Annotated in this window: 27 protein-coding genes and 1 tRNA gene; 8 read left to right on the forward strand and 20 right to left on the reverse strand. The window is 44.5% G+C overall.

Translation table 11 applies throughout. The annotated features are described in order from the left end of the window. Window positions 1–17: 17 nt before the first annotated feature. Window positions 18–1769, reverse strand: coding sequence for a transketolase C-terminal domain-containing protein (locus tag ACP5L5_RS06355; protein WP_428762445.1), 1752 nt, complete (start codon window positions 1767–1769; stop codon window positions 18–20). 58 nt (window positions 1770–1827) lie between these two features. Further along, window positions 1828–2652, reverse strand: a complete 825-nt coding sequence (locus tag ACP5L5_RS06360) for a shikimate kinase (RefSeq protein WP_428762446.1) — start codon at window positions 2650–2652, stop codon at window positions 1828–1830. A 63-nt stretch (window positions 2653–2715) separates the two neighbouring features. On the opposite strand from ACP5L5_RS06360, the gene ACP5L5_RS06365 reads away from it, so the two are divergent. Further along, window positions 2716–3408: a type I 3-dehydroquinate dehydratase gene (locus tag ACP5L5_RS06365; protein ID WP_428762447.1), complete on the forward strand. Its 693-nt coding sequence runs from the start codon at window positions 2716–2718 to the stop codon at window positions 3406–3408. Between the two features lie 7 nt (window positions 3409–3415). On the opposite strand, the gene aroE is transcribed toward ACP5L5_RS06365, so the two are convergent. From aroE to aroC, 6 genes are all read right to left on the reverse strand, one after another. Then, window positions 3416–4219, reverse strand: coding sequence for a shikimate dehydrogenase (aroE, locus tag ACP5L5_RS06370; protein ID WP_428762448.1), 804 nt, complete (start codon window positions 4217–4219; stop codon window positions 3416–3418). After that, the gene (locus ACP5L5_RS06375; RefSeq protein ID WP_428762449.1) at window positions 4201–5247 is read right to left on the reverse strand and encodes a 3-dehydroquinate synthase; all 1047 of its coding nucleotides are present in this window, start codon (window positions 5245–5247) and stop codon (window positions 4201–4203) included. Before ACP5L5_RS06375 ends, aroE begins: the two co-directional genes overlap by 19 nt. Next, window positions 5244–6239 carry a 3-deoxy-7-phosphoheptulonate synthase gene (aroF, locus tag ACP5L5_RS06380; protein WP_428762450.1) on the reverse strand — a complete coding sequence of 332 codons (996 nt, stop codon included), beginning with the start codon at window positions 6237–6239 and terminating at the stop codon, window positions 5244–5246. The genes ACP5L5_RS06375 and aroF overlap by 4 nt, the downstream gene beginning before the upstream one ends. Continuing rightward, on the reverse strand, window positions 6236–7219 hold the full coding sequence (locus tag ACP5L5_RS06385) for a prephenate dehydrogenase/arogenate dehydrogenase family protein (RefSeq protein ID WP_428762451.1): 984 nt from the start codon (window positions 7217–7219) through the stop codon (window positions 6236–6238). Before ACP5L5_RS06385 ends, aroF begins: the two co-directional genes overlap by 4 nt. 218 nt (window positions 7220–7437) lie before the next feature. Beyond that, the gene (locus ACP5L5_RS06390; protein WP_428762452.1) at window positions 7438–7605 is read right to left on the reverse strand and encodes a hypothetical protein; all 168 of its coding nucleotides are present in this window, start codon (window positions 7603–7605) and stop codon (window positions 7438–7440) included. A 64-nt stretch (window positions 7606–7669) separates the two neighbouring features. After that, window positions 7670–8770 carry a chorismate synthase gene (aroC, locus tag ACP5L5_RS06395; protein WP_428762454.1) on the reverse strand — a complete coding sequence of 367 codons (1101 nt, stop codon included), beginning with the start codon at window positions 8768–8770 and terminating at the stop codon, window positions 7670–7672. A gap of 102 nt (window positions 8771–8872) precedes the next feature. Between aroC and ACP5L5_RS06400 the strand changes: the two genes are divergently transcribed. Beyond that, window positions 8873–8951 (forward strand) — tRNA-Gly (locus ACP5L5_RS06400). Window positions 8952–9465: 514 nt separating this feature from the next. Here ACP5L5_RS06400 and ACP5L5_RS06405 read toward each other — a convergent pair. Next, complete coding sequence (locus ACP5L5_RS06405; RefSeq protein ID WP_428762456.1) at window positions 9466–9612, reverse strand: hypothetical protein; 147 nt, start codon at window positions 9610–9612, stop codon at window positions 9466–9468. 138 nt (window positions 9613–9750) lie between these two features. Beyond that, on the reverse strand, window positions 9751–9960 hold the full coding sequence (locus tag ACP5L5_RS06410; protein ID WP_428762457.1) for a hypothetical protein: 210 nt from the start codon (window positions 9958–9960) through the stop codon (window positions 9751–9753). A gap of 434 nt (window positions 9961–10394) precedes the next feature. Here ACP5L5_RS06410 and ACP5L5_RS06415 point away from each other — a divergent pair, with 434 nt between their 5' ends. Further along, window positions 10395–10958 (forward strand): phosphoribosyltransferase, encoded by a 564-nt coding sequence (locus ACP5L5_RS06415; protein ID WP_428762459.1) that lies wholly within the window; start codon window positions 10395–10397, stop codon window positions 10956–10958. Here ACP5L5_RS06415 and ACP5L5_RS06420 read toward each other — a convergent pair whose 3' ends face one another. Together ACP5L5_RS06420 and guaA are read right to left on the reverse strand one after the other, a co-directional pair. Further along, window positions 10959–12086, reverse strand: coding sequence for a GMP synthase (locus ACP5L5_RS06420; RefSeq protein ID WP_428762460.1), 1128 nt, complete (start codon window positions 12084–12086; stop codon window positions 10959–10961). A gap of 104 nt (window positions 12087–12190) precedes the next feature. Further along, window positions 12191–12754 carry a glutamine-hydrolyzing GMP synthase gene (gene guaA / locus ACP5L5_RS06425; protein ID WP_428762461.1) on the reverse strand — a complete coding sequence of 188 codons (564 nt, stop codon included), beginning with the start codon at window positions 12752–12754 and terminating at the stop codon, window positions 12191–12193. A gap of 188 nt (window positions 12755–12942) precedes the next feature. On the opposite strand from guaA, the gene ACP5L5_RS06430 reads away from it, so the two are divergent. The 4 genes from ACP5L5_RS06430 (at window position 12943) to ACP5L5_RS06445 (ending at window position 17407) form a co-directional block, all read left to right on the forward strand. After that, a complete protein-coding gene (locus ACP5L5_RS06430) occupies window positions 12943–14463 on the forward strand; it encodes an APC family permease (RefSeq protein ID WP_428762462.1) in 1521 nt (506 codons plus the stop codon). A 6-nt stretch (window positions 14464–14469) separates the two neighbouring features. After that, window positions 14470–15807 carry an amidohydrolase family protein gene (locus tag ACP5L5_RS06435; protein WP_428762464.1) on the forward strand — a complete coding sequence of 446 codons (1338 nt, stop codon included), beginning with the start codon at window positions 14470–14472 and terminating at the stop codon, window positions 15805–15807. Between the two features lie 165 nt (window positions 15808–15972). Continuing rightward, complete coding sequence (locus tag ACP5L5_RS06440; RefSeq protein WP_428762466.1) at window positions 15973–16980, forward strand: sulfite exporter TauE/SafE family protein; 1008 nt, start codon at window positions 15973–15975, stop codon at window positions 16978–16980. Continuing rightward, entirely contained in the window at window positions 16973–17407 is a 435-nt protein-coding gene (locus tag ACP5L5_RS06445; protein WP_428762467.1) for a DUF1634 domain-containing protein, read from the forward strand. Before ACP5L5_RS06440 ends, ACP5L5_RS06445 begins: the two co-directional genes overlap by 8 nt. 3 nt (window positions 17408–17410) lie before the next feature. On the opposite strand, the gene ACP5L5_RS06450 is transcribed toward ACP5L5_RS06445, so the two are convergent. Further along, complete coding sequence (locus ACP5L5_RS06450) at window positions 17411–18247, reverse strand: DMT family transporter (protein WP_428762468.1); 837 nt, start codon at window positions 18245–18247, stop codon at window positions 17411–17413. A 32-nt stretch (window positions 18248–18279) separates the two neighbouring features. Beyond that, window positions 18280–19422 carry an MFS transporter gene (locus ACP5L5_RS06455; RefSeq protein WP_428762470.1) on the reverse strand — a complete coding sequence of 381 codons (1143 nt, stop codon included), beginning with the start codon at window positions 19420–19422 and terminating at the stop codon, window positions 18280–18282. 82 nt (window positions 19423–19504) lie between these two features. Here ACP5L5_RS06455 and ACP5L5_RS06460 point away from each other — a divergent pair, with 82 nt between their 5' ends. Next, window positions 19505–21679 (forward strand): thermopsin, encoded by a 2175-nt coding sequence (locus ACP5L5_RS06460; protein ID WP_428762472.1) that lies wholly within the window; start codon window positions 19505–19507, stop codon window positions 21677–21679. Here the strand turns inward: ACP5L5_RS06460 and ACP5L5_RS06465 are convergent. The 6 genes from ACP5L5_RS06465 to ACP5L5_RS06490 all read right to left on the reverse strand — a co-directional run bounded on the left by ACP5L5_RS06465 (window position 21676) and on the right by ACP5L5_RS06490 (window position 25742). Beyond that, the gene (locus tag ACP5L5_RS06465; RefSeq protein ID WP_428762473.1) at window positions 21676–22179 is read right to left on the reverse strand and encodes a DUF996 domain-containing protein; all 504 of its coding nucleotides are present in this window, start codon (window positions 22177–22179) and stop codon (window positions 21676–21678) included. The genes ACP5L5_RS06460 and ACP5L5_RS06465 overlap by 4 nt on opposite strands. A gap of 87 nt (window positions 22180–22266) precedes the next feature. Further along, window positions 22267–22869 (reverse strand): tRNA-intron lyase, encoded by a 603-nt coding sequence (gene endA / locus ACP5L5_RS06470; protein ID WP_428762474.1) that lies wholly within the window; start codon window positions 22867–22869, stop codon window positions 22267–22269. An 18-nt stretch (window positions 22870–22887) separates the two neighbouring features. Further along, on the reverse strand, window positions 22888–23256 hold the full coding sequence (locus tag ACP5L5_RS06475; protein ID WP_013604815.1) for a hypothetical protein: 369 nt from the start codon (window positions 23254–23256) through the stop codon (window positions 22888–22890). A gap of 23 nt (window positions 23257–23279) precedes the next feature. After that, complete coding sequence (locus ACP5L5_RS06480) at window positions 23280–23561, reverse strand: hypothetical protein (RefSeq protein ID WP_273304524.1); 282 nt, start codon at window positions 23559–23561, stop codon at window positions 23280–23282. A 38-nt stretch (window positions 23562–23599) separates the two neighbouring features. After that, window positions 23600–24493 (reverse strand): CBS domain-containing protein, encoded by an 894-nt coding sequence (locus ACP5L5_RS06485; RefSeq protein WP_428762476.1) that lies wholly within the window; start codon window positions 24491–24493, stop codon window positions 23600–23602. Window positions 24494–24593: 100 nt separating this feature from the next. Continuing rightward, complete coding sequence (locus ACP5L5_RS06490) at window positions 24594–25742, reverse strand: pyridoxal-phosphate dependent enzyme (protein WP_428762478.1); 1149 nt, start codon at window positions 25740–25742, stop codon at window positions 24594–24596. Window positions 25743–26172 lie beyond the last annotated feature (430 nt).

Genomic DNA, 26172 nt, shown 5'->3' on the forward strand with positions numbered 1-26172 from the left:
GACCCATGTTAATGATTCTATGAATTAACAAGCTTTAATGCAACATCCATTATTGACTCCTCATCAAGGCCAAAAAATCTTAGCAACTCCTCCTCAGACCTACCCCAATGTCCATAACCATCAACACCAAGCACCTTAACCCTAGCAAAACCACTCACCAACTCAGCAATTGCCGAACCAAGGCCACCCCTTGGTGAGTGCTCCTCAACAACAATTACATTACCGACTCTACGGGCAATCCTACTAACTGCATCATTATTAAGCGGTTTAATTGTTGGTACGTTATACACACCCATCCTAATGCCTATCCTCCTTAATTCCGTGGCCGCCCTCACGGCATTATAGAGTGGTGGTCCATAACCCATTACGATGACATCATCACCATCAATCAACTCATAGACCTCGCCAATCTTGAATTCGTAATCCATGTCCATGGTTATTGGTGGTGAGTAATCACGACCAATCCTAGCGTATACGGGGCCCTTATACTCAATGATCCTAGGTATTATTCTCTCCACGTCCCAGGCATCCGCTGGCGCCACAATGACCATATTGTTTAATGTCCTCATTAGCGCCACATCCTCAAGTGCTTGGTGACTCGGCCCATCAGCGAAGTCACTAAGGCCTGCATGTGTTGCTATTAATTTAACATTAAGGTTCATCCTACCCAGGGAATTTCTAATTTGTTCCCAACCCCTCATCATGAACATGGAATAGGCCATGGCCACCGGTACGTAGCCCCCCAATGCCAATCCAACGGATACACCAACTAGGTCCTGTTCTGATATACCAATGTTGAAGTACCTATTGGGGAATCTCTCGCCGAAGTACCTGGCCCTTGTTGATTCACCCACGTCTGTTGTGACAACCACTAACCTATCATTATCTTCACCGAGCCTGGCCAGGGTGGTCCCAAGGGCCTCCCTCATTGAGAACTGCGGCCTTGGTGGTGGATTAAGCGTCTGCTTACTGGTATTCTCAAGGTTCCTAATTCCCTTGCCCCTAATGGTGCTTAGGAATATTACCGTTGGTTTCCCCTTAAACTCATGCGCCTTGTTAATTAGCCTAATGATTTCCTCATAATCATGACCATTACCAAAGAGGACATTCCATCCAATGGCCTCAAAAACCCTGGCATAACTAATGGGCTTTATTGTACTTGTTGCCCCATCAAGTTGATAGCCATTTAGGCTTACTATGACCTTAAGGTTGTCAAGACCGTATTTCACCGCTGTCGTGGCTGCCTCCCAGGTCTGGCCCTCATTTAATTCACCATCACCCATCAAAACATATACAAAACCATCATTACAATCCCTAACCCTACCTGCTAAGGCCAATCCAACGCCCATACTAAGTCCCTGACCCAGTGAACCGGTTGTGGCGTCTATGTATGGCAGGTCCATATTATCTGCATGCGTTGATATGCTTGAGGACAATTGATTAACCTCCATGAGTCTCTCCTCGGGAATTAAACCCTCAACGGCCAATATGGCGTATAGGGCCGGAGCAACATGACCAATACTGAGTATGAACCAATCCCTACAATCATCATTATTCCTCCTCATTATCCTAATGAGGACGTTAATGATGTCCAATGCAGCCAGTGAGGAGCCAAGGTGAATGTATGGAAACTCCCTATCCAACCTAGTCAACAGGTCCCTCGCGCTATCCCTAACCTCCATAAGCCTGTTTAGGTCGATAGATACCTTTGATCCATTAATTACCATTGGAATTCTTGATATTCCATACGAACCCCAGGCATTCAGCAAATATTTAAGGATTATCCTAACCTATATTCTCTATATTCCCGATAAAAACCATAGAAATTCACAATACTAAGTACCGAATCCCAACTAAATTAGTGATTAAGTGGTAGCCCCAGGTATTCTTTATATAATCTATAAATGGGCTCTCCTCACCTGGCTTAAATATGGCGTATATCGATGGGCCATTACCACTCACACCAGATGCAACAGCACCAAGCCTTAGCGCTACGCCTATGGCCTTCAGGGCATTATGGTACTCCAGTGACTCCGCAATCAGCATCCCGTTTATAGTCGCTGCCCTCCATAAATCACCACTTAATGCCATATTGAATAGTGCTTGGTAAATCCCCGATAATGCCCTTAACCTATCAATGGCTTGCAATCTCTTCCTCTCCATATAACCAGTAATAACTACAGTGAGTGAATCAGGGTTTAACTGCTTGATTATCCTCAATGACTTATTATCAGTGAGTACAGCGCCTCCGAGGATTGCGGCTGACGCATCGTCAAATGCACCTGTTATTGATGAACCATGGGCTCTCGTTACCTCAGCCGCTAATTTAGCAGCATCCACGGGATTAACATCCTTACCCAAGAACCTTAGTAAGCTATATATGACGCCCACGGCAACGGCACTATTACTCTTCAAACCACTGCCTGGTGGAACCTCACTATTAACCTCAACGCATACACCATGTATAGATCCAAGCCTACTCCCTAGGTAATTAAGTATGAAATTTATGAAGTCATTCATTTCGCAAGAACCCTCACTGATCCTGGTCTTCACCTTAAGGTCTATGGCTAAGGAACCGCCTAACCATGCAGGTACTGCATTTATTATTGATATTCCTCCATAGGTTATGTATTCCTCGTCTCTCGAATCCATGATCTATTTAGTATTGATATGTAATACCAACATTTTTAAATTTCTAGGTATTAGTACTTAGTAATGTCTACATGGGACAAACTACTGACGAGGAAACCAGTGCTGGTCTGTGCCGTACCATTGAGGAAACCCTCCTTCTATTACTTACCAACGTCTTGCGAGGCCGTTGAGTTGAGACTTGACTACGTAGAGAATTTAAGCCTAAACCAAGAGCTTAGGATCGCTATAGAGAATTACGTATCGCATTACCCAACCATAGTCACAGTGAGGGAGCGTGATGAGGGCGGTAGTCATAGTATTGAACCCGAAATTAAGTATAAGGTGCTTGAGTTCAGCAAAGACATTGGTGCGTTAATCGACATAGAGATAAGCCTATTGTCCAAGTACCCTGATGTGTATGGTGACCTAGCCGAGGGATCAATCCTATCCAGGCACGTCTTTAACAGAGACGCTAATTCATATGAGTCTGCGCTTAAGGATATTGAGGTGGCTAAGAGACTCAGGGCATTGTTGTATAAGATATTCTCAATAAATGACGGTGAATTCCTAAACCTACTTAGGCTACTTGATGTTGGTGGTATTCACGTAGCCGTGATTCCCAGGAATCCCACGTATAGGGCTATCTCAATAATGATGGGATCAGCGCTCATGTATTGCTCCACACGTGGGAGGACAGGACCTGGGCAATTGAGTATTGGTTTTTGTAATAAGGTTAAGATGATGAGGAACTCCTTATCAATGTTCAATAGGGAATGAATGATAATTATCTTCCACGTAATACCGTAAGAACCTCACGCCAATCAGGCCTTTCAAATGAACCTAACCAAGCCTTATCAGCCTCGATTGCCTGCCTAATCAATATCTCGAGTCCATCTATATACCGTATTGACTCTCTCCTAGCCAGCTCCACAAGGCTTGTATCACCACTTAGTCTATACGCTAAATCAAGGACTAACTCTGCACCGGCGTTCCTTGGATCTATTGGGAAACCTTCCTCGACTCCCAATGGGGTGGCGTTTATTAGTAATTGAACCTTAATGCCAAAATCTCGTTGTAGGCTAAGAACCTCACAATCAATACCCCATGAATTAATTAGTGAGCATAACTCACGGCCTCTTTCCACAGTCCTATTCATTACATAAACCCTGGTACAGCCTAAATCCCTAAGGGCTAGTGCGGCTGCCCTAGCGACACCACCAGCACCAATAATCAACGCATCACCACCCAAATAACCCCTCTCGCTTAATGCCTGTCTAATGGCTAGGTAATCGGTGTTGTAGCCCAGTAATTCGCCATCTCTATTAACCACGGTATTAACACTACCGAGTTCCTTGGCAGGCCCCGTAGTACCATCTATCAACTGTACAATAGACACCTTATGCGGTATAGTCACATTGAAGCCACTTAGGGAATCCCTGGCGAACTCCACGAAGTGCCTCAACCTACTTGGTGATACCTTGAGAGGCACGTAAATCGCATCAAGCCCCAGCACTCTAAATACGTAATTATGAATACTGGGTGATAGCGTGTAATTAAGTGGGTAACCTATTACTGCATAGACCCGCATTCCTCAATCACCAGGTTCATCAAATCCTTAATCCTCACCCTAACCATGCCCCACTTACCCACGTCAATCACCACCGGCAATTTAATGAATTCACCACTCCTCTTCTTATCCCTCACCATGGCATTAACCAGCCCATTCACATCAATAGCAACCCTATTGATTAGGTTAAACCGTGATAATACGTCCATTAATAGGCCAGGTACTTCTCTCGATGTATAGCCTAGCTTAACGCCAATACGCGCCTCACAGATCATACCTAGCGCTACCGCCCTACCATGACTAATTGAGAAATTAGATACTGATTCTATGGCGTGCCCCACTGTATGTCCATAATTAAGCACAGCCCTTGCATTACCCCTATCTAATTCATCAACCTCAACAATACTAGCCTTATCCCTTAGGGACCTATAAATGACCTCCTCAAGGACCCCATAATCCCTACCTAGTAATTTATCCGTACTACTCATTACCTGACCCAGTAGTTCCCTATCCATGGTTATGCCGTACTTAATAACCTCAGCGAAGCCATCAATGTAGTTGGGCATTGGTAGTGATTCTAGGAAGGTTAGGTCAATGATTACGTACCTCGGCTGCCTAATGACACCAATCACGTTCTTGAGACCCAGGGCATTAACCCCTGTCTTACCGCCTAGGGATGCGTCGACCATGGATAGCATGGTTGTTGGGACATTAACATAATCAACACCCCTCAGGTATATTGATGCTGAGAAACCCACCACATCAAGGACACTACCGCCACCAACACCAATGAATAGGCCATCCCTATCTATACTAAGTTCATGAGCATTCCTCACGATACTTAGCACCGCCTCAATGCTTTTACCCTCCTCACCATCAATTACTGGGATTAATGGGCACTTCGTATGAACCCTATCAACAATACTCCTTGAGACAAACACAGTGCATCCAGTGTAATTCTCCGTGATTTTTTCCAGGACATCACCATGATTAACATTGATTAGAACATAGACATCACCATCACGTGATTTATAGGTGAATTCCCTCATAATGACCTACCAATAGCCCTCGCCACCTCCCTACCCTTAACCATTAATTCCCTAAACATATCGAAGGTTAATTGTTGCTCAGCATCGGAGAGAGCCTCCCAAGGCCTTGGGTGAACCTCCACGAGGAGCATGTCTGCACCCGCGGCTATGGCGGCCAGGGCAAGCGGTATTACCAGGTCCCTCCTACCCGCTGGATGCGATGGATCAACACAGATGGGTAAGTGCGTTAGTTTCTTAACAGCAACAACGGCGCCTAGGTCTAGGGTAAACCTGGTAGCATGTTCGAACGTCCTTATACCCCTCTCGCAAAGCATCACGTCTCCATCACCCTCAAGAAGCACGTACTCAGCTGCCTGTAACCACTCATCAACGGTATTCCCAAGGCCACGCTTAAGGAGCACAGGCTTACCCAACCTACCAACCTCCCTGAGCAGGTCAAAGTTCTGGGCATTCCTCGCGCCTATCTGTAGTATATCCACGTACTCAGCCGCGGTCTTGACCATCCTGGTATCCATCACCTCCGAAACCACTGGGATACCGACCTCATCACCAACCCTCCTAAGTATCCTAAGACCCTCAATACCAAGTCCCTGGAAGCTATATGGATTTGTCCTAGGCTTAAACGCACCACCCCTAAGCAACCTAGCACCAGCCTCTTTAACGGCGACAGCCGTATCCCTAACCTGCTCATAACTCTCCACGGCACATGGTCCCGCGGCAACTATTACGTCATTACCACCGATCCTAACCCCATTAACATCGACTACGGTCCTATCCCTCCAGGTATTACTCGCCAATTGATACTTGGTCTTAACCTCAATAATCACGGCATTCGGGTCCACTGACTTCACGGAATTAACATCAACCCTTGAGTCAGGCCAAGTAACTATTAACTCCTCCCCATATATCCTAACAATGTTTAGTTTAATCCCAGCCCTATCCAGTAGGCTTGCTACATCATTCACCCTATTGTTTGATGCCCTAATTATCATGGCCCAACACCCCCTATGGCATTGTCTCCATCAAGTTCCCTAACAACCTCCTTTAATAAATCACCTAGTTCCCCAGCCACACTCTTCGAGTATGGATTCAACCTAAACAACTCATTACTAACCTCAGGTTGTTCCAAAACCCTCTCCAGGGCCTTAAGCGTGTACCTAAGGCTATGGGTGGCTAGTGGCGTATTCAGGTCAATGCCAGCCCTTCTCATGGCTCTATAAAGCGTTAGTAACAATACATGGTGTGCAACCTGGATGTAAGCCATCAACCTATCATGCTCCTCAGGACTACCTAAAACCACTACATTAAAGCCAGCGCTCGTGAAGAGCTCCCTGACCATGTCCAACCTATCACCACTAGTCCTTGATGGTATTAAGACCACAGTCTCACCAATTGGATTACCTAACTCACCAAAGAGCGGGTGCGCACTTATGTAGTGGAACCCACTCCTTAACGATTCATTCTCAATAAGCCTAAAAATAGGTGTCTTAACGGAGAATAGGTCCATGACCACGGAACCCCTGAACCTACTTGAGTACTTAGTAATTATGCCCAGGGAGTCGGAGGTCGGCCTTGTGGCCAGCATAATGACGTCGCCAAGCACTAACTCCTCGGAATGCCCCTGTAGAATAACGTTGGTGACCCTACCAAGTGCCTTGGCCATTGTCCTGCCAACCCTACCACTACCGACTATAGCTACCCTGATATCCAGCTTATTCGTTAATTGAACTTTCGTCGATGCCCCAATTATGGACTGCGCAATCCCAATTGCGGACTCAAGGTCAACACCGAACTTACCCAAACCCTCAATCCACTTGGCAATAACTTCCCTCTCACGATAATCATCAACAATCGGCAAACCGAGACCCCTCTTGACCCTACCAACCTCAGCCGCAAGTCTAACCCTCTCCCCAATTAACCTAATCAACTCCTCATCAATAGCATCAATACTACGCCTCAACTCAGAGAGCATAATAATCACCGAATAGGCAATGATCACTCACGACTAGGCTAGGATAATAACAGGGTTTAACCCTGAACCTTACGAATCTAGATATTCCATAGAGGTCCCAGGTCTATTAAGAAACTATATTTTTAAACATTATCACTATTTACCGCATTAACAAAACACCTAAGGCCCATCACGGCATCCGCATCAACTTATTAAGTAATACGTAGGTACTACCCTTCTTAATGAGCAATCAATGCCTTAATGAGTGAATCAACGGTGGAATTATTAAACTCTCTACCCTCCATGGCCTCAAGGGCCTTTTTAATAATTGACCAGTGACAACCATCAACACAAACCTCGAGTATCCTCAACCTCCTCTCTATCGAATAAATCCCTAAGACCCTCATTAACTCTAATGTCGAAGAGCAGTTACCCCCACCAAACTAGGTTACCCCCTCCCAACCTTTTAAGCTACCTCCTGATGACCCTCGGTATTAGGCCGGCCCTCATTGCATGGTCCACGAGGACTATCGCCGTCATAGCTTCGGCTGCGAGTATGGCCTTCGGTGCAGTCGATACATCATAACGACCTCTAAAGGTTATTGCCGTCTTCACCATCCTCTCCAAATCCACAGTCCTCTGAACCTTCCTAATACTAGGCGTTGGTTTAAAGGCGACCCTAAACCTAATGGGCTCACCAATACTCATACCACCAAGCGTCCCACCAACCCTATTGGTCTCAAGCCTCGGCCTACCATCCCTAAGCACAACCTGGTCATTAGCCTCACTACCCCTCATCCTAGCCAGCCTAAACCCAAGCCCAAACTCAATACCGACGGCACTGCCTATTGACATAACAGCCTTCGCTAAATCAGCCCTTAACTTATCGAAGACTGGCTCACCAAGCCCTGGCGGAACCTCCGTGGTAAGCACCTCCCCAATACCACCAACACTATCGCCCTCCTTAACCGTATTTACCAACACATCCACTGCCCTCCTCACAGCCTCATCATCAACCATGGGAAGTGGCTTCTCCCAAGACCTAACCACATCCTCAAAGGTGTAATCCTCCCTGGAAATAGCCACACCACCAAGCTCAATAAGGTGGCTTGCGACTTCAACATTTATTGCCTGCTTAAGCACGGCCTTCGCAATGGCCCCAGCCACTATCCTAGCCACGGTCTCCCTACCGCTAGCCCTACCACCACCCCTGTGATCATAAAACCTACCAAACTTCAGATAATAGGCGAGGTCTGCATGACCTGGCCTAGGCTTCATCCAAAGCTCATTATAGTAATCAGAGATAGCCCTCCTGTTCCAAACAATAACCGCTATTGGCGTACCCTCAGTAAACCCATCCTTAACACCAGACAGTATCTGAAACTCCTCATCCTCACACCTAGGATTAAGGATTGGCAATTGACAAAAACGCCTCCTCTCAAGTTCCCTCCTGATAAGGGACTCATCAAGGGTCACGCCGGCAGGAACTCCATCAACCACGACCCCAACAGCAGGTCCATGAGACTCCCCAAAGGTCACAACCCTAAACACATGCCCAAAGACACTACCCATCAAAACAACGCACTATTTAACCTATATAAGCATTCAAAGCACCACGAGATACGAAAAATAACAAACAAAAACTTAAATTCCTCCTTAACCCTATCCATAACAGCGGCCGTGGTCTAGACTGGTCTAGGATGGCGGCCCCCCGAGCCGCAGAACCCGGGTTCAAATCCCGGCGGCCGCACCAAATTACAATCAATCCCTTGCTTATCATTACCATCACAGTTCTTGATACTTATGATTGCTATTCGGGAAAACCTAAATACGTGCTCAATAGCCGCTAATTGATTGTGGCATGATTAATTGCCGGTTCATCGCAATCGAGGATATTAATAACGAGCAATACCTACTAATACTTACCTAGCTAGAAATTAGGGATATTCGGCATTTTATAAAGGGTTCCTCCTTCAGAGCACAGGGTGTTGATCGAGCACTACTGGAGCTTGAGGCATGAGGAATTACGTCAATGTTATTTGAAATATGCATCGTGTATGCTGTATCCGTGATCTTCAATTAAGTGCCAGCACTGATTTGGTTGGCAACCTCACTCAGTGCAATTGTTGATTTAATTACCGAATTAATACGGTGATAGGTGAGTTTCACGTTTTAATTAAGGAGGTCTTAATGAAAAAGATCTTCATAATTTTAGGTATTCATCGGGTACCCTTATTGTTATTATTACGTCCTTACTAACCAGTTCCTCATACTTGATTAGTAAGTTTTAGGAACAATACATAGTAGGTCTCGGTCTTCTTAACCCTACTTGTTGTAGGTCTCCTCCTCACGGCAACCACAAATGTGAACTCAGCAATACAAGTAGATAATTGATAATTGCAAGTCACTTGCATACAGGAACAAAACCAGAATATGCTTACCTGGGCCTAGCCCAGGGACGAAATCAAAGTAAAAAGAAGCCGAAACAGGTATAATGGCAGCCTCCTTTCTCATGAACCTTATAAAAAGTCCTGCATATCCTAAGGCAATATCTAGGTTGTTCCTTCCTCGGTGGTCTTACTCGTGTTTATCCTTTTCTCGAGTAACTTAACTTCATAATCAATATTCACGAGGTATTCCCAAAGTGCGTCGAGTGCCTCGTCCTTATCCACGAGACCCAACTTAGCCTCAATAATAGCCCTAAATGCGCAGTCAAGGAACTTATCAAGGCATATACCCGGGCACTTAAGGACTTTTTTCACGTACCTTTTATATTCAGTTTTGTTTAAATTGTTTTCTATTTCAAATAAAAATAAAATAGAAAATACCCCATATAATACACACCACATTGATATTTCATAAAGAATTCATAAATAATATAAACAATATCAATTAGGGTAATTAATATAAATATAGTAGAGAACACATTATTAGGCCTATACCTGCCTTGCATTCACGTCATTAGTACGAGGCCCAACGACCCGGCCAAAACCGGGCCGCTGAGCCCCGTACTAATGGTGTGGATGCATGCAGGGGGCAAATCCTTAATTACTATGCATTGTTATCACCGTATATTTTTACGCTTGCCTTTGTCGTTTCTTGAGGTTGTTGGGTTTGTATTGTTTAATTAATTTTAATAAATTGTTTCCTGTGGTGAGGAAAGCCTTTTAACATTATTATTTCAATAATTTGATTAATGGAGTTCCTGGTCCTTAATTGGCAGAGACTTACGGATTTGGCGCTTGACTTATCATTAATGATTAGGGACTCTGGCTATAGGCCTGACTCAGTGGTTGCAATCCTTAGGGGTGGTTACATGGTGGGTAAGCTTGTCTCTGATTTCCTGGGTGTTGAGGATTTGGTGGTCCTTGGCTTAACGAGTTATGGGACTAGGGTTGGTCAGGGTGAGGAACCCATTATTACTTACCCAATAATACATGACCTAAGGGGTAGGAGTGCGTTGATTGTTGATGATGTTGCTGATACAGGTAAAACCTTAACAACTGCTAAGGATTTGCTTAGGTTCTATGGTGCTGGGGAGGTGAGGACTGCGACCCTCTATGTGAAGCCGTGGTCAAAAGTCAAGCCTAATTATTATGTGGATACTACGGATAGGTGGATAGTGTTTCCATGGGAGGTTGGTGAAGTCGTTAGGAATAGGCTTCGTGATCTAGACCTGGACCGCATTGTTAATGAACTAGACTTGGTTCATTATTTCGGTGAGAACTTCGTAAATAAGCTCATAAAGCTACTCCACTGATTACTCATACTCAATTGTCGCTGGTGGCTTTGGCGTTACATCAAAGCCCACGGACGAAATCCTATTATCATTACTCAGTATTTCCTCAGCTACGTCCATGAGAATCTCACGGCTGAGTCTCGGTACGTCGGCTGTCATGAAATCATCAGTAACGATTGCCCTTATCGACACGAAATACTTACCTACACCCCTACCCATTAATTCATAAATCACGTGAGTAACATCACTGGTGGTGGCTAAGTACTTATGTAACTCATAAATTACGTCCCAATTAACTGGGTATCCCCTGATGAGCGCCACGTGGCCATAGGACCTCGCGTCACCCTTGACACCTGTCGCCCTAATACTGAATAATTCCACGTGCAAATCACCGAGGCCATTAACAACCCTTGATAATTCACTGCTGGGTACTGTATCATACTCCCATGTGGCGGCAAACCATTGACTAAGACCCATGTTACCTAGCCTTCTCTCAACTATGTCCGTAGCCCTCCTAGCCACGTCAAGCTTCTCAAGCGTTAACTCACCCACAGCCCTAATACTGAGCCCAGGTCCTGGAAACGGCTGCCTATTAACTATTTCACTTGGTACACCAAGTGACTTAGCCAACTCCCTGACCTGGTCTTTATATAGGTCCTTTAATGGTTCAATGAGTTTGAAACCGTATTTCGAGGCCGTGTCTATACCCACCTGCTCAAGCACATTGTGCTGTGTTTTAATGCCTCCCCTCGTCTCAATCCAATCAGGGGCTATTGTACCCTGTACTAACCAGTCGCAGTCATACTCCTTGGCTATTTCCGAGAGAACCGTGTAAAACACCTCCCTAAACCTAATCCTCTTCTCCTCGGCATCACTGAGTCCAAGCATTTCACGGTAAAACCTATCACTGGCGTTAATTATCTCAAGGGGAAGAACAGCTCTAAGTATCTCCTTAATGTGCTCAGGCTCGTTAAGTCTCATGAAACCAGTATCAATGAAAACAGCCCTTAATCTATCACCAATTATCCTCCTGGTGAGGATGGCTGCCGTGGTACTATCAACACCCCCAGAGATAGCCGCAAGTGCACAGTTTATGTGTAGTGACCTCATGTTTTCAATGACCTTATCAATAGCGCTTATGCTTATCATTAATGGATAATTCAATGAACCGTTTAAATACTTTAGCTTAAAACTGGCCCATAATATTCAGTGAATTATTTAATTAAAACTATAAATGATAAGGGCAAGTATTACTAATGACACAAATTCAGGAAGTTCCTCATTATTACTATGCCATACTCCGTGTGCTTCACTTCAGGGTGAAACTGCACACCAAACCTACTAATTCCCTCATTAACCATTGCCTCAACAGGCACATTATCGCTATGGGCAACTACATCGAAGCCCCTCGGCTGCTTAACAACACTTATATTATGACTCTCCCATGCAGTGAATTCCCTAGATACTCCCCTGAGAATGGTATCCTCCCTATCAACGTAGATCCTAACACCACCAAACTCAGGGTTACCCCTACCTAATTCGCCACCATATGCATGGGCCATTAATTGATGACCAAGGCAAATACCCAATACAGGACCGGGGAATTCAAGGATGTAATCAATGGCGTTACCTGTCTTGGGTAGGTCCTCGGGTATGTTCCACGGACCACCACTAATGATCAAGCAATCAAATGACTGCTTAACCCTGCTAATGGGCTCAATGGGACCTAGAAAACTACCTTGAAACCCCAGTTCAATTACACGCCTAAGTATTAAGTGGTTATATTGACCTCCGAAGTCAAGGATCCCAACAACCACGAATTAAGTTTTTCGGTACTGTTTAAATACTTTTCATTAACAATAAACCAAACGCTTTGTTTGTTTTTAAGTCTCCTTATCGTTTTATTATTTAATTAATTATTTAAATTATTTAATAAATTCATTAAATAAAGATTCGATAATAGTTGCGCGAAAGATTTTTAAATATTCCAATTCTTGATGAAACAATGGGGGCTAAACAGGGCGTATTCCTTAGGGAATCCACGGGTTTAGTCAAGGAGGCTGGTTTTTGGGATGCTGTTTCAATAAATATTGCCAACATGTCCATAGGAGCCGCGTTAGGTACTGCAGGGTTCACACTGGCGGCACTACCCAGTGTTACTGGTGTGAACCTGGTATATGCATCATTAATTGCGTTTTTACTTTCAGTACCTCAAATAATAGTCTACACACTACTAACCACGTTAATACCACGCACAGGTGGTGACTACGTCTGGCTGACTAGGGCATTCGGCCCAAGGGCTGCCTGGCTTATTAATGGCTTGGTCATGGCATTCGTAATACAGGCCTTAGCCTACTACGCACTTGTTGCAACAGCTGGCGTTTTCCAGCTTGAGTCGGTACTACCGATACTGGGTATAAATGCCTCTTTCAATACTTGGTCCATGATCTCCATAGCCATCGCCTTCTTCGCCATAATAGTCATAGCAAACATACTAGGTACTAGGTATGGTATTAGGTTAATGACCGCACTAACCACAGTATCACTACTTGGGTTGATAATAACAGTAATAATATTATTTACAACGCCTAAGTCCATGGCCATTGCAGCAATTAATAAGTTACTACCCAGTGGCTACACATACTCATCACTCGCCAGTAGTTATAAGGGCCCTGAGTTCACGTTAAGCGGCGCATTCATGGTGATACCATTCTTCGCACTCTATGTCTACCCATGGTTAATGGCTGGACCAGCAATAGCCTCCGAAATAAAGGGTAGGGGTGCCATTAAGTATAACGTGCCGGTGGCGGCCTTAATAACGATGGTAATGGCAACAATAGGCTTTGAAGCCCTTTACTACTCACTGGGTTTTAACTTCGTGACTGCTGCATTGTCCAATCCTAACATTAATAGTATCCTGAATTACTGGACCATCGCCATGGTCGTGTCAAACAATAACGTGCTCAGTTGGATTATTGGTATATCATCAGTTACCTGGTACCTGGCAATACTGGCCTACGGCGCCATTGTGATTGTTAGGTATTGGTTTGCCCTTGCCTTTGATAGGGTTTGGCCTAGCTTCTTTGCCTACGTAAGCCCTAGGTTTGGAACACCAATATACGCACATGTAACAGACTTGGCAATAACAGCAATGCTCATTGCATTAACGGGCATATTCTACGGAACATTCACAGCACTATATGGAACTGAGGTTGGCCCACTGACATACTTGGCATTGGTTGGTGTTGCTGCCGTGTTGATAGCCCTAAGGAAAAACAATGAATTGAGTGGTGGAGTTAGGACCGCTCTCGTTGTTTCTGGTATTCTTCAATTCCTCGTATTCGTATTCCTCGACTATGAATTCCTAGCCTACCCACAGATTTGGGGTGGTAATTGGCTGGCCTACGGCGTAGAACTCGGCGCAGTAATACTCGGTATTGCGGCCTACGTAATCGCAAGATCAATCTACCTAAAGAGGTTTGGCATCGACATATCGGTAGCCTACGTAGAAATACCACCAGAGTGATTAGTGATGGATAAGACCGACCTAATTGTTAGAGCTAAGTACGTAATAACGATGACAAATCCATTAATTATAGAGGATGGAGCCGTGGCCATAGATAATGGCCTAATTAAGGCGGTGGGTAGGGCAAGCGACGTACTCAGACAGTATAGGGGTGAGGAGGTCATTAATAGGGACAGGCACATACTAATGCCAGGTCTCATTGACACCCACACGCATACACAACAAGTATTGCTCAGGTCTTTCATTAATGATGAGAGACTTGCGCTACCGCCGTTATGGACAAAGCTCCTAATACCCTTCGAGGAATTACTCAATGATGAGTTGGCATACCTATCCTCACTGGTGAGTGTTATTGCCATGGCTAAGAATGGCATCACATACTTCATTGAGGCTGGCGCACCGAGGCCTAGGGAGTTAATTAAGGCAATTAATGAGGTTGGTATTAGGGGTGTGGTTACGCGGTCGACCTTTAATGTACGTGGGGATAAAATCACTGATGCTGATGAGGCCATACGTGGAATTGAGGAGTTGCTGCCGGAGGTTAATGATAGGGTTAGGGTTTGGTGTTCAATCAGGCAGGTAATGATGGCTACTAAAGACCTACTCCTCAAGGTAAAGGATTATTGCCTAAATAAAGGGTTGGGCATAACCTATCATTTGGGTGAGTATCAAGGTGAGGTTGATTATGCACTTACTAAGTACGGTATTAGGCCTCTCGAGGTCTTCGACAAGCTTGGCTTAACGCTAGTAAGGCCTACGGTGATAGCCCACGCCGTTTACCTATCCAGTAGAGAAAGAGCCATTGTTAGAGATAGGGGGTTAGGCATTGCCTGGTGTCCAATGGTTGACTCAATAGCCATGGGACTGCATTGGCTACCCATGTTTAACGATGCATTGTTTGGCTTTGGAAGTGATGGTGGTGCATTCACAAGTCTTGATTTGCTGCATGAGACTAAGATCGCTAGAGCCGTGGGCAAGGCATTAACTGTGGGTATTACCTATGATAAGTCCTCCTTCAACTCCATTACAATGCTTAGGGCACTCACGGGCTGGGGTGGCCTATTGATTGGGGATAATGTTGGGGCGATTAAGGAGGGGTTTAAGGCTGATTTAATAACGCTTAGGCTTAATGATGCCAGGGCATTACCTGCGTATGATCCCGTGGAGTCCGTGGTATCGTTTTTGGATGGTCATGATGTTAATGACGTATTGGTGGGTGGTAGGTTTATTGTTAGGGATGGTAAATTATTCAGTGTTAGTGAGGATGATATTATTGAGAAGTTGTATGCAGTGATGCCTATTGTTAATGAGAAATTGAATAATATTAAGTATGGGGCTTTTTAATCTTCATTTTACATATACAAAATGTAAAGTATGATGATCATTCAAAATCAATGAAATTAATATATGCATGCAATTTAGGTTTGCATTAACAATCGACGCGAAATACATAACATGTCCCTCGTAGTAAGTTAGTTTTTTAAGGTCATTCTAATCACTGGCATAAGTATGGTATTGTTTAAAACAATATTATGCTGCATAGAGTTACTTATATTCAGTATTATAGCTGGATTACTTGGATCGCTAACAGGCTTGGGGGGTGGTACGGTATTAGTGCCCTTACTTACATTGTTCTTGGGTATACCAATCGCCTACGCCGCTGGTGCATCGCTAATATCCACAATAGCGACATCAAGTGGCGCAGCCAGTGCGTACATTAGGGATAAGATAACTAATGTCAGGATTGGCATGGGCCTCGAGATAGCCACTACGACTGGGTCAATAGTTGGTTCATTAACGGCAGCCTACATATACAGCCACAGCCTTGCGTGGATTGTCTACGTGGTCTTCGGCATAGTAATTCTAATGTCAATAATACCGACAGCCCAGAGAGGTAAGTATGAAATACCTGATCCTAGGAAACCTGATCGAACCACGAGGATATTTAAACTATACGGTAGTTACTACGACGATGCCCTAAAGAGGGAGGTTAAGTATTGGGGTGTTCGTTGGTGGCTCGGCGAATTGATAATGTTCTTTGCGGGTTTTATTAGTGGTTTGTTGGGTATTGGTAGTGGCGCGCTTAAAGTCCTCGGGATGGACTGGGCCATGAACCTACCCATGAAGGTGAGCACAACAACGAGCAACTTCATGATAGGAGTAACGGCGGCTACGGGCAGCGCCCTTTATTGGTACTTCGGCTATATACAACCGATGATGGCTGCTGTAACGGCTATAGGCGTCTTGATAGGGGCTATGAGCGGTACGAGGATACTTGTGAGGATCACGAATAAGCAGGTTAGGTGGGTCTTCCTTGCAATACTGGCTTTCCTGGGCATGGAGATGCTGCTGAAGGGTCTCTACATGGATCACATAATAACGATAGCCGTGGCAACCCAGTACCTGTTGAGCGTAGTCTTCACGGCAATAGTCATGACCATACTTTATTACCGCTACGGCATATCAGCAGCAAGAAGAGAAAGCAGAACTACAGTTAGAGGTGGTGGGAATGCCTAGGTGGGATATGGATTACATTATTGGGCTAACCCTTAGGTACGGCGTGATCATCAGCATAGCCCTAATACTAATTGGTATTGCCCTGTTCCAAGTCAAGGGCGAAGCCCTTGGATGTAATGAACAGCTTATCATGAACTCGAGATCCCCAATAAACACAACCGTAATACCACCAATGTACGCACTATCCAGGTTACCCAACCTGGACGCACTCTCATTTATTATACTTGGGCTCATGATCCTCATAGCGACCCCAGTACTCAGGGTTGCCCTTGGTATTGCATCATTCGCCATGGAGAGGGATTGGCTCTATGTATTTATAACCGTGGTGGTTTTCATAAACCTCATGCTCGCAATATTCGTACTACCATCAATAATGCACCTACATGCGAATGCACAATTACTCAAACTGCTCTGTCCATCCTCATAAAAATCACTGAGTCTCCTCAAATGACACTATTATTGACGCCACCATTATCAGGGCATAGGCTATTAGTGTTAGTGCCGTGGGTATTTGCTTAAAGAATAGAAAGCCCCAAAGAGCCGCTAGGACTGGCTCCACGGTGGCTATCACGGAGGCCGTAGAGGCCCTCACCCTCGACACACCCATCGCAAAGAGCCTATATGGAATCACGGTAGTCACTATGCCGAGGTAAATACCCCATAGGGCCGGTCTAACTATTGGTCTCCAGGAGTTCATAATAATTGAGTAGGCGATGGCCGTTAATGCCGTGACTACTAGTGTATATGGTATTGCACCCCAGGAAACATCAACCTCATTACCCATCTTAGCGAACCTCCTTGCCAGGGCTATGTATGAACCGTAGGAGATACCAGATAGGAGACCCATGAATACGCCTATCATGTTTATTGAGCCCTTGATTGTTTGGGCGCCAATCAATACTATGGCGATTATCACTAGGGAAACGCCAATAACGCCTCGTCTGCCAGGTTTCTCACCCATTACAAGCGCCACTAGTGTTGCCCATAGTGGCGCAGTATATAGTAGGAAGGCCGCCAAGCCGACACCAGCCATTACGGCTGCGATTGGGTATGCTGCGAACAATACACCGAGAGCTATGCCCGTTATTACCGATGCCTTATTGAGTGATCTACGTATGAATAGGGATACCAGCGAGGCAAACAATGACCTGAAGAGACCAAGCATTATTGGATTTGCACTATACATACTCACAACACCTATCGTTGACCAGAGCGCTGCGGCCATCATTATGTAGAAACCGGGCCATAATTTACTTCTATTATTCACGGTAGTGGTGCTTACATAGTGATTAATGAGTATTATGCTCTTCGGGAAACCACGGCAATGTCCTTAACGAGAATTGCGTATAATCCTGTTGATGATAATGCCACGGCAAAGACAAAACCCCACATTGCCAGTGGCTGCCTGAGGGCGTAGGGTAATAGTAGGCTTGATATTGATGATGCAGTGGTTCTTCCTAAACCAGTAACCAGTGAGTAAAGTCCCATGTACCTACCCCTTGTCCTTGGGTCGGCGAGTGTATTAGCAATGCTCTGTGATAGTGGTGATACTATCATTTCAGCGAACGTTATGAAGAGCATGTCAGCAATGGCCCAGGCAAAGTTCGGTATAAAGGCCACCGTTAAGTAGCTTACGCCGTAAATAACCATACCAAGTGATATAAGACTTGGTTTCTTTAAGTACCTGCCAATAAGGTCCTGGAGAAAAACAACAAGTAAGCCGTTCTCCATGTATAGCAGGCCGACTTGGAATGTGGTTAAGCCATCGTGCGCATTATAATACGTGAGTAATGGAAAGCCCAGTTGCCCCATTACGAGGAATGTTAGGAATGTTGGTATTAGGAACAACGCGAATGATTTATTAACATGGAATGTTAGACCTGCCTCAACCATGTAATTAGGCTCGTTTAATGACACCAACAGTGGTAGTGCGGCTAGTGGTATTATTGAGCCTAGGAGCATCAATACCCTAAAACCATAAACCTCATATAGTAGGCCACCAATGGCAGGTCCAATGGCCCAACCGGCATTAATACCAACCCTAAGCCTACTGAAGTACCTAACCAGTGATGAGAAGCTCCTTGCGTAGTCCCCAACAATTGATGTATTGGCGACACCATACACATTATTAAAGAATGATTGAATGAGAACCATGATAACCACAACAAGAGGCCTATTTATTAAATAGGCAATGATCATTACTATTGATGATACCACAGCCGAAATAACCATTGTCCTTACCCTACCTAGGAAGTCCGCCAAGTAACCACCAATCACGAAGGCTATTGAACTAACCACAGCCTGGGCTACATAGAAGATTGATATCAGGGTAAGAGGTAGCCTGTAGTATTGGAATAGGGCGAATCCCGTGAAGGACCAGAGCAGGGAACCACCCAGAGACCTAATTGCACCTATTAGTGCCAATTTATTGCTAAGTTCCATTTAATTACCGCCTATGAGCATTCCCTTATTAAATTATTACGTAACCGCTCACTTTTTAAGTCCGCACAGTAATTAACACACCGTGCCTAGCCTATTGCCAGTACTCCTGACAATACTCGTGGCGATGCTTAATGGCACAACCTATCACCAGGTCAACCCATTAACTAACAATTATGGAATTTACACATACCCCATTAATTACGCGGTTATTTATAATCACTTGATTGGGTCAGGTACGTACATACTAATTATTGCACCAGGCACGTATTACTCAGTGAGCGCCTATGGACCTGGACCAATGGGGATTTACCTAAGGTCGAATAATAACGTATTACTACTAGTACTTAGTAGTCAGGGCTATGAGGAGTTGAGGGTGGGCACCACGGCTAAGCCGTTATTTGCATATTACGGGCAAGTACTCAACATAACTATTGAGCTACCCAGTGGTGAGTATTACATTGTTGTTATTAATAATGGTTCATTAACTGCCCAGGCGATACTCGCCATAACGCGCCACTACTCAACACCATTCATTAACGCGCCAATTGGTATTGTTGATTATGGATTAGCACCCTCACAACTTGGTTATATACCGTACTCATACACAACCGGTGAGTTCATTGGTGAGGCCAAGATAATGAGCGCGAGCGTTCAATCACTAACTAATTGCTCCTCACTACCACCTAACTCATTCTCTCTGCAGTTAAATGCTGTGCTTGAAATGATGATTAATAATCAAACACAGTATTACTGGGTTCAAGACGTCCTAATAATAGACCCCATGGATGACTTAATGGCTCCACTTGTTAATGTATGGAACATGAGCAGTACCGAGTTAGTTATGAACCCGTTATTCATTGTTGGACGTGGCTCTGTAATGAATAATGAGGTCTATGCGTACATGGGTAATTGGGTTCAGTATGAGGCGCCACTTACCGTGAATCTAACGATAACTAGTAATAAGACCATTGATGGCTTTCCCGAGGTACTCCTTGGTTACTCAATGAATGGCGTTAATACGCTTGTTGATAACGTGACCTTCCTAATTACCCCTTCATGGGGTCCATACCTCGTCGTTAATGGGTCCGAATACTCACCACTTGGTTACCTAATTGATACTGAATTCGTCATTAGTGGCCCCGGATGCGGCGCGATGGTCTTAACCAATGAATTGAATGCAACCCTCTCCCTTTATTACCAGGGACTTAATGGCGATTTACTGCCTGTACCAAGCGCTTGGAGCTTCGGTAGTGATACTGGCGAGACCATAATCAATGCCAGGGCTTACGCCATTGCCCCTGGTACCGTGGGCATAACCACCGGTGATGAGTACCTCGGTCCATTAAACAATGCTGATTACCTGGCGTTTCTCATCCTCAGTAATTACCTAGTTAATAATCAAAGTATTGTATCCACAGTATTACCATTACCCATAGACTCCAGGGTAATTATAACCACACCACGGAATATCTACCTAGGAAATAATACGTTACTTAGCCTCGCAGGTCTACTCATTAATGACGAATATGTTAATTCCACGGAATTCTCACTGATTATGAACCAATCATACGTAGTCAATTACCTATGGGTCAAGTACTATAGGCTTGACATAATTGATGAGGCAAACATACTCACTAACTTGAGTGGTTGGTATAATGAGGATAGCATAGTGAATATTACCGTGCCTTATACAATCATTTACTTCAGTAATAATACGAGACTCATATTCACTGGATTCACCACAAATGCCACTCACTACGTAATCACGAATAACACATTAATCCTACTCATGGATAGGCCTGTTATGGCAATCATTAATTGGATCAGGGAGTACAATGCATCATTGATCCTATACACGGCCAATGGGTCCTATATTGGGATAAAGAACCTTGGATGGATTAAGTATGGTGAGGAAATAACTAACGTGAGTATTAACGGCTTTATTTACGGGTTAAGATCACCACTCGTGATAAGTGGCGCAAACAACACTGCAGTACTTAATGCCGAGTACATGGAATTAAGCATTAGGGATTCCCTAGGCTTACCCGAACCCTTTACTCAAGTCATCATTAAGTGCGGTGATCAGGAATTAAGAAGCGTAACAAATTCCTATGGAGTAACCCAGGAATTACTCATACCAATTAGTGTTATGTGTATTGCCGAGGCGCCGCAAATTGGGTATTACAGTATTGCATTAATACTCGCCGTAATACTCACCATGGTATTAACTGCTGTGCGATTAATGAGACGCCATTAACCCCTTAACTTACTATAACCAAGTAGTGCATATATGTCGGCCACTATGTATAGTATGAAGCCGACAATGATTATTGTTAATATTGCACCAAGCCAATACCACCTAGCTGCACTACCAAAGTCCTCAACACCACTGGACCTACTTAACTCATTATATGCATTCCTCATGAATAAACCACTTATTAATATAATTATGTAGAAAACCACGAAAACCACAATAAACATGCCAAGCCTGCTCAATGCACTTGGACCTAGGTAAATTAATGATAGGTATGCCGTACCGGCAAATGCGAATGCTAGGATTATACCACCAATGATGGCCGTTACCAATGCATAAAGAGCATTGCTCCAAATAGCATTATTCCCATAGGCCTTAGATAACTTATTAAGTGCTATGAGTACCAGTATATCGCCAATTATGCTCACGTAGGGTATGAACATGAGTATTGAACCAACAAATCCCAAGGTACCTGCGGATTTAATATCCTCCTGGGTACCCATACATTATGTTATTTAGTATTATATTTAATAAATGTTTCATTGAATATACAAAATAGCCAATAAATGCCAGTGCATTAATGGAATTAATCAAGCCCTCCACCATTCGAAGGCCACGTAGTGCATCTTACCATCAACCTCGCTCTGCGTTGCCAGGACAAACCTCTTATTAACACTGTGACTAAGCCTTGCGGCTCTCGTTATATCGAGGGCACTGACAGCCCTCCTCGGCTCAATGAAGTGCAACAGGACTGGCGCGTGGTCAATCCCTGGTCCTCTTTCGTAAACAGCGAATAATGAACCAAACTTAAGCCCGCTCTTTACGACGAAGCCCCCATCCCTTAACTCTCTATAAATAGTGTATACCTGGTCGAAGTTAGTCACGGTATTATGACCAACCTTAACCAAGTCATCCCTCGTGAGTTTATTACCATTACAATCAAAAACCTCCAGGAATCCCTTATCCACTAGATACAGGGCCTCAATAATTGATAGTTGCAGTGGTGAATTAACGTTATTAACCTCACTGAGCTTAACCTTATCCTCATTAACGAACTTCCCATAAAAACCCATTGAGTAAAGCTTCCTAGCCTCATTAATGTCCGTAACAACCACAGCACTACCTATTAAATAACCCTTGAACACATCATGACTATATAGGGGACTATTAAAAACCAAACCCCATCTATCCATAAGTAATCCATTAATTACTCATTCCCTTGGAGCCCTAACTGTGGCTATGCTCATATCAGCAACGCCCAACCTCCTCATCTCCTCCTCATTGCACCAAACCTCATTCCTCGGCACATCCTCACTGGGTACTACCGCGAACACGTACTTCCTCTCCCTAGAGCCACCACCAACAAGCACCACCTCCACTCTATCCGTTATCTCGAGTTCCCTCATCACATCAGGGTTCATCTTAGCCTTACCCTCATCCACATCATTCCTACGCCTAATCCTCAACCTCCTCTCACGCCTCTCCCTCTTCTCCTCAGGCTTAATGCCACTTGGCGTTAGGAAACCTGGTATTAACAACTTCCGCGCTGGTTTACCCTCACTTGGCTTGCTCTCGCTCATTAATTAACCATGACTGGACACCTTTATTTATGTTTAACTTCATTAATTATACCCAACTCCCTGGCACAATCAATACAATACCTACTAAGGCCAACCCTAACACTATCCCTCCTACAAACCAACCTACCGCACCTGGCGCAATGCCCAACGGCGAGCCTCTCACGGCATACCTGGCACAGGGTTGCTGAGCAGGCCTTACATGCGTTAATTGAGTGATCAAAGTCGTCACTACACACATACCTACCGCAAATACGGCACCTAGTCACTGCGGGCTTCTCCTCGCAAATATCGCAAAGTCTAATCAACTTAATACATGGGTTGGCTTTTACCATGTTTAAATATATTAATCAAGCGATGCCAGGTACTGTAGGATGTCGGTCCTAGTTATTATTCCAACGGGCTTACCGCCGCTAACCACTATTAACCTACCAATCTTGTTAACGGTCATGAGTCTCATCGCATCATATAAATCAGCCTCCTTATCAATGGTGGGTACATCCCTCCTCGCGTAATCCCCAACCTTAGCGTTTAGGTTACCCTCATAGTAAGCCTTGGCTATTTCGCTCGTGGTTATTAAACCAACTATCCTACCCTCATCATCAATAATAGGCAAAGCCCTAATCTTCTTCTCAGCAAAGACCTTGGCTGCATCCTTAAGTAGTGAGTCATGTTTTATGGTTATCACGTTCTTACTCATCAATGCATCAACCTTAACCTTGGGTATCGCTATCAACTTGTTAATGGCCACCACCAATTCCCTCAATCCCTCATTCTTCTCCGTAATCACGCCCTCAATTATGACCCTACTATTCGCCGTAGGCCCAATCCTAACATTATCACCAATCCTAATATTCTTCATATCCCCAATAACCCTCACAAGCGCCCTATTACTGAATGGGTTGATGACGTCAAGAAGCTCGATACCAGTCACATAGAGGTTGGTGGACAACTTATTAATTGTTATTGGGGCTATGTCCAGGGCAAAGACCGTGTTGGTGGGCATCTTAACATACTCAAGGGCCTTTTGAGTTGGTACATAACCACCGTAGGGCCCAGTCTTAGACTCTATGTAGCCCATGGCTCTCAGTGCAACCATCGAGTTCCTGACAGTCCCCTCATTAATACTGAGCTTCTCGGCAATGTCCCTAGACTTAACGGGTCTCTTAGACATCATGTAGAGCTCAACAAGCGCATTAAGTATTGATGCGTAGGTTGATGGTAACTTCTCAATCATCATATGCATTACCTACATTATTTCATTATTATTTAATATTTATAATTCTTATTCACCGTAAAATTCACAGACCAACTAATCCATTATTAATAATTATCCTTAATTATCTATAATTCGATAATGCACGAAAAACCCTAACCTTCCTACTACCGTAAATCTCATAATCAAAGGAAACCAAACCCCTTTTAACAAGTGAGTTCAGCGCCTTATAAACCCCCTGAACCGTGGCCACATCTCTCAACCTCTCCCAGACCTGGTAAGCCGTTAATGGCCCAGAACCCTCCAAAACCCTCAATACGGCCTCCTGAAGCCTAGTTAAACTACCCAACTCCCTACTAACCCTATATTCCTTCAATCCAGTACCCGTAATAACGACAACATAGTCCCTGCCCAGGGAGGCGGCGGCCACATACGCCATAGCCGACACAGGCTTAACATACAGACCACTCCTCGCCAACTCAACCATAGACCTTATAGTCTCCTCATCACCAACATCAACTAACTTAGCCCCTGCATTCCTAACTAGCCAATAACCAATATCAGTGACCTGACCAAACCTATGCTTAACGAGTATGAAACTTGGTAAATCACCAATGAAACCCCACTCAAGTAATTCCCTAAAACCCTCATAAACCGCAAGAGCCAGGTAACCCCTCTCCATGGGTAAGACGACACCCCCAACCTCACCAACCTGCTCATACAACTCATAGGCAATTGTCTTAATACCCTCAAGGAACAAGGGCTCACCGTAATGCACATCTAGGTCCTGACCACCCTCCCTAAACTCAATGATTACACCCCTCATTGTTGACAATCTGAGTAACTCTGGGTAGGCGCCAGGTACATTGGGATTTACGTAGACCCTAGTCCTAATTCCCGCGGTATTCGCATAGGTGGCAAGCGATAGCGTGAAATCCTCCTCAAAGGAAACCCTAACCTCATCACTTGTTACATTACTAATGAATACTGATGAGCCCCTATCCATGAATGAACCTGTTGGGTTCCTTGACTCATCCTTAATCAACACACCATTAACCCTCCTAATCCTCGTAAAACCCTCACCAAGCGTAACAACCCTACTGCCATAATTCAACGCCGACGCATACCTAAGGATACTCGGCTTTCCCCTATCAATCTTAAGGAAACTCCTCGGCTCCATCACCAATGGAAAACCACACCTGGGACAAAGTGAATTGTTGCTAGGTCCTATGTAACCACACCTAAGGCATCGAAACCTCACACCACTCAACATTCATATTAAGGTAAATACCCGGCCTTTATATGGTATTACAACCGAAAGCCTCGCCCTTTAGGGCTATGCGTAGTCTTCAAAGACTATCATGCATACACTCTTCTCTCTAGTTTCTTCATATTCACATTGTACTCATAATGCAGTGTAGTGTTGGGATTAGTTTGGTGAACTTGCTTAATGGTTTTAATCAAAGCGTTAATTACCCCATCAACCCGCACTAAGAGGGTTTGGGCGGATTAATGCCTAAAATGGGCTGATAGCTCGACATACCACCGCAATACCCGCTGGGATGTTCAGTCCGCTAGGATGGTTAGGCTTAATACTATGCTAAGGCCTAGGATAATGAGCCACCACGTAACAACCAACGGTGTTAAACCACTAAGCCCCACCAGAGGACCAACACATCAGACCTCCAGGGTAAGAATTCTAT

This window comes from Vulcanisaeta sp., from assembly GCF_049966235.1.
GTDB lineage: Archaea > Thermoproteota > Thermoprotei > Thermoproteales > Thermocladiaceae > Vulcanisaeta > Vulcanisaeta moutnovskia.